This window comes from Companilactobacillus nuruki, assembly GCF_002872255.1.
GTDB classification, from domain to species: domain Bacteria; phylum Bacillota; class Bacilli; order Lactobacillales; family Lactobacillaceae; genus Companilactobacillus; species Companilactobacillus nuruki.
The window spans coordinates 1-5,528 of sequence record NZ_NIPR01000018.1 but is presented as its reverse complement, the minus strand read 5'-3'; the positions used below and the strand labels follow the sequence as shown (position 1 = coordinate 5,528).

Here is a 5,528-nt window from a genome sequence, read left to right as displayed (position 1 = left end):
ATACTTTTACATTAGTATACTCGTGGATTTGTGGATTAATATACTAAAAAACATCAAAAGTATACTTTTGATGTTTTTGTTTACATTTTCTTTGTTATGGTGTATGGTTACCTTAAATAAAAGAAAAGCGCCACCCAACGGCAATTGGGAAGCACTCGACAAAAAAATCTTTTTCATTCAACTAAAGAGATTATACCAGCAAAATGGTAAGATGTCGAGAATGGTGTGATTTCAAAACGGTAGGGGACAAGCTGCCGGGTAAAAACAAAGGGGACACGTGTGGTGAGCGACTTCTGTGCAAATTCACTGGATCTAGTTAATTAGATCCGTAGGCGGTAATTTAAAAATTTAAAAGTTTATTCGGGGGTAGTCGGACTACGTCCACCTTAAGCAACTTGGCATAACGCTAAGTTGCTTTTTTGTCTGCGCTTTTTCGGTTTCTATGTCATTTCTATTAAGCTAACTTAGGTGTTTATTTTGAAAGGAGGTGAGCTCACCATGTACGATTTAAAGACGGTTCAGACTGCACAAAAGCTGGTATTACACGATTCATTACATACCTATAAAGTTAAAAATAGTCGTTCTAATATTGCCGGACAAGTGATGGAAACTCCTACAAAAAAAGGGGCCATTGCGCTCTTCAGCAGTAAAGATTCAATGCAAAAAGCACATGGTGTGGTTATCACCTCTTTTGAAGCACTTGACGCCATCGCCGATCGTATGACTCACTGGACGCCCAATACATTCAGCTGGCTTGGCTATACGCAAAATCGGTCGAGTGTTCGGGGACACCGGGAAGCTAACTTAGCTCAGATTAATACCTTGGTCGTTGATATTGATTTTGCCGACGCACAAGAACGAGACGCGCGTGAGCAAGAGGTCTTGGGGGCCGTAACCGTTGCTGAATTATTCATTCCCACGATGATTTTGCGGACTACGAAGGGATTCCATATCTACTACGTTTTTGATCAGCCTATGTTTTTGCGGAAAACACGCGGTCAGTTTCCAGTCTTAAAAGCAGCCCAAAAAATGTCGAGTTTTGTGCGGCAGTGGATTCAAAAACGAGTGGCGGGGGTCGATGTCGGCTGCAATAACTTTGGAATTTTTCGAATTCCCCGTCAAGACAATCTAGTCTTTTTTGATGCACATATGTTGGTCCAGGTGAGCGCTCTGATGAAGTGGTCACAATATTATGCTGCCCAAGTTCCGGTTACGAAGCCGGATAAACGACAGGTGATTTCTCTAGCCCCAGATGAAGGTCGGCAGGTTGACCAAGCTTGGTTTAAAGCCTTATTGAAAGTGACAACAGTCAAATCAGGTCAAGGTTTAGCCCGTCACAACACAGTTTTGACGTTAGCTTTAGCGATGTATCAGTCAAAAATCTCGCAACAACGTGCGAGAGACGTGCTTGACGTCTTCAATTCAAATCTACATGATCCGTTGGCCGATCACGAAGTTGTACAGTGCGTGAGAGACGCCTATTCAGGTAACTATCGGGGGGCAGCACTGAGTTATGTTCAAGGACTATTGGATCAATGGGTGCCTAATTTTTCAGGTAAAGTTGTTGCTGGGATTGGCTGGCATAAATTTGCTAAGCCGCGTGCCGAACGACAATACAGTCATGCCCACGAATGGCGTAACGATGTGCTTGCATTGATTAATCGAATGGGTGGTTCTGCCGCTTCGGTTGCCATGTCAACGCGTCAAATTCAAGCTGAATTAGGGATTTCTCCGGCGAGTTTGAATCGGGTTATGAAGCAACTACAAGCAACTTCGCAATTGAAGCGGGTGCAGCGTGGTAACCAGCCAACTTTATTGACGACGGTGACCATGTTATTTAAGTCGGCTATGGTGAGCCGTCAGGCTCAAAGTCAAGCGTGGACAGGGTATTTAACGACACTAATGCCAACTGTAAGCAAAAATGTTTATGAGCCAACAGTTGGTACTTTAACTGAGATACAAGCGGTGAGTGGTGATTCAGAGCCACCGTGAGGAATGGAGACGAGAAGAAGAACGGGGTGAAAAGTGCTGCTATCAATTGCCATAGGTATATATCTAGAATAGGCTTGTTGCTGTGTGAGGGTATTGTTAGTTTGGTGGTCAGGCCTTAGAACAGGATTATCAGATCAAAGTTTATTTTTGCCATCCATATTCACCATGGGAGCGAGGTTCCAATGAATATTTTAATAGACGGTTACGCTGGTTCTTCCCGAAAAAGACCAATTTTAGCCAAGTAACGACTGATGAGATCCTAGCAGCACTTGAACTAATTAATCAACGACCATTAAAAATACATCATCAACAGACTGCCATTGAAAGATTCCGGGCTTGTTCGGATTAAACTTGTAATTTGCCTTGCCATAATCAAAAAGTCGTCAAAATTAAAAAAGAACTCGAATCCGCTCATTTGCTGATGCAAAAACAACTGGGCTTTAACCCAAAAACAAAAAAGAATGAACCGAATCGCTTATATCTGTCCAAGCTCGATGTGAAAGCAACCGATGTCTATTTACGCGGTGAAGATAGTCCAAAAGTGTCTCAAACCCTTGCTACAAGCGGAACTGCAAAAAGTGCAGTTAATCTATATAAATAACCTAAAGAAAAAGATAAAGATAGATACAAGATAGATACTCAAAAGTTAAATTTTTCCACAGCTAACTTTTCACCAGCTGAAATAGAAATCCAAAATCGGGATTTAGTAAAACATGCTGATGAGTTCTTAACGGATTCAGAAAGTGGCTGGGAAGTCTTCTTAGAACCCGAAGCCATTCAGCTGCTCAGTTTTTGGTGCCGCACTCCGCAACAAATGCGGCGCTTCATTGGCATTATCTTAAATGCTAAGTACCGAGTTGAGAAAGATCACAAAGATATTGGTGTCATAATCCCACTTGATGATGAGGAACTGAAACCTTTAATGACTAAAGCCTTGAGACGCTACTTTAACGCCCTGAGAAGTAATGAGAAGCACATCAAGAATGTTGAGAACTACTTATACGGCACCATGCAAAACCTATTTGGCGTTTGGTGGAATAAACAAGCGGCTAGAGAATATGCGGCCAAACACCCCGAAGAAGAAAAGCCGGCCGACAACGATAACAGTGGGTTGTACTACTAGCCCTAAAAGGCTACAAAATCCTTTCTAAGCGATTTTAAGACTTACTAACCTAATTTATACTTACTTAAGCTAGAGTTAAATGGCTTAAACAGAAGAATAGGGGCTTTTAAATGAGTGTCAGAGCTAACCAGGCTAACCAGCTCAAAAGTTCGGCCTTTAGATCAACGCCAAGCTCAAGTGATTTGAGGCCAAGGCTTTATCTATTGATAAGGTACTCAAAAGGTAGTATAATGGTAGTAGTAAAAGAAAGGAGATGAGACAATCATGGCAGTTAAAGAAAAGAAACGGGTCCAAGTCAAGATTGATAAAGATTTAGCCGATGATACCGAAGCAATTTTAAGCGAATTGGGCTTAAATCCAACCACGGCCATTAACATGTTTTACAAGCGGATTGTTGCTAATGGTGCTTTACCTTTTAATGCGTCTTTAAGCGAAGAAGAAAGAGCTAATTTACGCTTTTTAAAGGCGACCGAAGGGACACCAGTCACCGAGTTCAAAGACGCTAAAGAGGTCGCTGATTGGCTCAACGATCCAGATGAGGACTAATGACTTAGTCAGCCTATACGTTAGTTTTGTAGAAACTAACGGTGGCAAGTCTCGGCCAGTTTTAATTCGTCGGGTATCAGAACAGAAGGTCGAGGCTTTTAAAATTACTAGTCAGTATGAAAAGAAGTCGGCTTATATCAAGCAACAATATTATCCGATTCAAGATTGGCAATCCGCTGGGTTGAAGAAACCTTCCTGGGTCGATCTTGGTAATATTTATCGCCTTCCCAAAGCCGGTTTAAACTTTAAAGAAATCGGTCATTTAAGTAAGCTAGATCAAAATAAAATTTCTGATTTTATGCTTGACCTAAAATCAAAAAGAAGAGGTAAGGGTCAAAAGATAATTCAACAGCGATCAAGTAAAAGGAAGCACAAAGAATTCAAAAACAGTTAAAAGACTTTGCTAAACACAATCCAGAAATTAAGCCAAAAAACAATCCTGAAAATAAAAACGATCGGCCTAGTTATTAGGTTGATCGTTTTTTAATTTATCCGGTTTATGGGCGTTAACATAGTCAGCAAATGTTTTTAAAAGTTCTTCGGTTTGTTCGACCGAGAGGTTATTAGCTTGAAAGTACTTTTCTAATAAAGCCCCTTTTTGAATTAATCGGCGAGAACGGGCTTTGCGGGCTTGCCGATTTTCATAGTATTTAGATTGTCGTAATTTAAAATCTTCCCGATCAATTTTTTGTTTTAAACGCGCTTGCTGCTCGACTAGTTTTTCATATTGATTAGACATGGAATTTCCCCATCTCGTATGGCTAATGATCTACGGACTTTACCTTTAAAAATTCAGAAAATTGCTTAGCTAAAAGCTTAATCTGATCGTTAGACAAATTAGCATAATCTAAATTGGCTTGACTGATGATTTGTTTACCTAGACGTTGTTCAATCTTATTTTTTTCGTCCTTAATTTTTTGATTAAGGGCTTTTAATTTAGCTTCTTGTTTTTCTAAGTTACTTTTAGACATAACGATCTCTCAAATCATATTAGAAATAATCACCGAAACTATATCATATAGGAAACGTTAAGTCAAAGTATAAAAGTTGAAATAGCGAAGCGGAATGCATACACTATAAGTAAATTTATGGGAATCAGCAGGACGAGTGAAACGAGGTCAATGCGCACTTACACATAGAATAAATTCTATGTTGTGCTAGACCCAAAATCCTGTATTAGAAGTCGCCGTTGGCGACAACAAAGTCAAACTCATAGAATCAAAGGAAGACGGTGACTAACATGGCAATTTTTCACATGAGTTTTCAAAATATTAGTGCTGGTAAAGGACGTAGTGCCATTGCTGGATCTGCTTATCGAAGTGGTGAAAAGTTATTCGATCAAAAAGAAGGACTAAGCTATTTTTATGCGCGTTCGGTTATGCCAGAAAGCTTTATTTTAACCCCAAAAAATGCACCAGAATGGGCCAGTGATCGAGAAAAATTATGGAATGAAGTTGAAAAGAACGATCGTAAATCAAACTCACGTTATGCAAAAGAATTTAACGTGGCTTTACCGGTAGAATTAAGTGAATCCGAACAGAAAGAATTACTGGCAAAATATGTGCAAGAAAATTTTGTCGATCAAGGTATGGTAGCTGACGTAGCAATTCATCGCGATCACCCAGACAATCCGCATGCACATGTGATGTTAACCAATCGCCCATTTAATCCCGATGGTAGTTGGGGATTAAAAGCAAAGACGCAGTACATTAAAGATGAAAATGGCAAGCAACTTTTAACCAAAAGCGGGTTTCCAAAACAAAGAAAAATTTGGTTGGTTGATTGGGATAAAAAGGAAAAAATTAATGAGTGGCGGCATAATTGGGCAACAAGTGTTAATCAGTCTTTAGCACAAAAAAATATTCCG

At 39.9% G+C, this 5,528-nt stretch carries 5 protein-coding genes and 3 pseudogenes; 6 read left to right on the top strand and 2 right to left on the bottom strand.

Annotated elements, in window-relative coordinates:
• Positions 1-498 precede the first annotated feature (498 nt).
• The 5 genes and pseudogenes from CBP76_RS06335 to CBP76_RS06315 all read left to right on the top strand — a co-directional run bounded on the left by CBP76_RS06335 (position 499) and on the right by CBP76_RS06315 (position 4,132).
• On the top strand, positions 499-1,992 hold the full coding sequence (locus CBP76_RS06335) for a primase C-terminal domain-containing protein (RefSeq protein WP_102196101.1): 1,494 nt from the start codon (positions 499-501) through the stop codon (positions 1,990-1,992).
• A 109-nt stretch (positions 1,993-2,101) separates the two neighbouring features.
• Positions 2,102-2,341: pseudogene (locus tag CBP76_RS06330) on the top strand (IS30 family transposase); the annotation flags it as partial.
• Between the two features lie 15 nt (positions 2,342-2,356).
• Positions 2,357-3,115 (top strand): annotated as a pseudogene (locus CBP76_RS06325) (replication initiator protein A); the annotation flags it as partial.
• A gap of 264 nt (positions 3,116-3,379) precedes the next feature.
• The gene (locus tag CBP76_RS06320) at positions 3,380-3,661 is read left to right on the top strand and encodes a type II toxin-antitoxin system RelB/DinJ family antitoxin (RefSeq protein ID WP_014564139.1); all 282 of its coding nucleotides are present in this window, start codon (positions 3,380-3,382) and stop codon (positions 3,659-3,661) included.
• Positions 3,651-4,132 (top strand): annotated as a pseudogene (locus CBP76_RS06315) (hypothetical protein). The gene CBP76_RS06320 and the pseudogene CBP76_RS06315 overlap by 11 nt, the downstream one beginning before the upstream one ends.
• Here the strand turns inward: CBP76_RS06315 and CBP76_RS06310 are convergent.
• Positions 4,122-4,400, bottom strand: a complete 279-nt coding sequence (locus CBP76_RS06310; protein WP_015474680.1) for a hypothetical protein — start codon at positions 4,398-4,400, stop codon at positions 4,122-4,124. The pseudogene CBP76_RS06315 and the gene CBP76_RS06310 overlap by 11 nt on opposite strands.
• A 22-nt stretch (positions 4,401-4,422) precedes the next feature.
• Positions 4,423-4,632 (bottom strand): hypothetical protein, encoded by a 210-nt coding sequence (locus CBP76_RS06305; protein ID WP_054519259.1) that lies wholly within the window; start codon positions 4,630-4,632, stop codon positions 4,423-4,425.
• 269 nt (positions 4,633-4,901) lie between these two features.
• Between CBP76_RS06305 and mobQ the strand changes: the two genes are divergently transcribed.
• Positions 4,902-5,528, top strand: a 627-nt coding sequence (mobQ, locus tag CBP76_RS06300; protein WP_166667208.1) for a MobQ family relaxase, incomplete at its 3' end; no start/stop codon positions are given.

Bases quoted from the DNA above. Each gene is read 5' to 3' on its own strand.
- CBP76_RS06335 (WP_102196101.1), top strand. From the start codon at position 499: ATGTACGATTTAAAGACGGTTCAGACTGCACAAAAGCTGGTATTACAC.
- CBP76_RS06320 (WP_014564139.1), top strand. From the start codon at position 3,380: ATGGCAGTTAAAGAAAAGAAACGGGTCCAAGTCAAGATTGATAAAGAT.
- CBP76_RS06310 (WP_015474680.1), bottom strand. From the start codon at position 4,400: ATGTCTAATCAATATGAAAAACTAGTCGAGCAGCAAGCGCGTTTAAAA.
- CBP76_RS06305 (WP_054519259.1), bottom strand. From the start codon at position 4,632: ATGTCTAAAAGTAACTTAGAAAAACAAGAAGCTAAATTAAAAGCCCTT.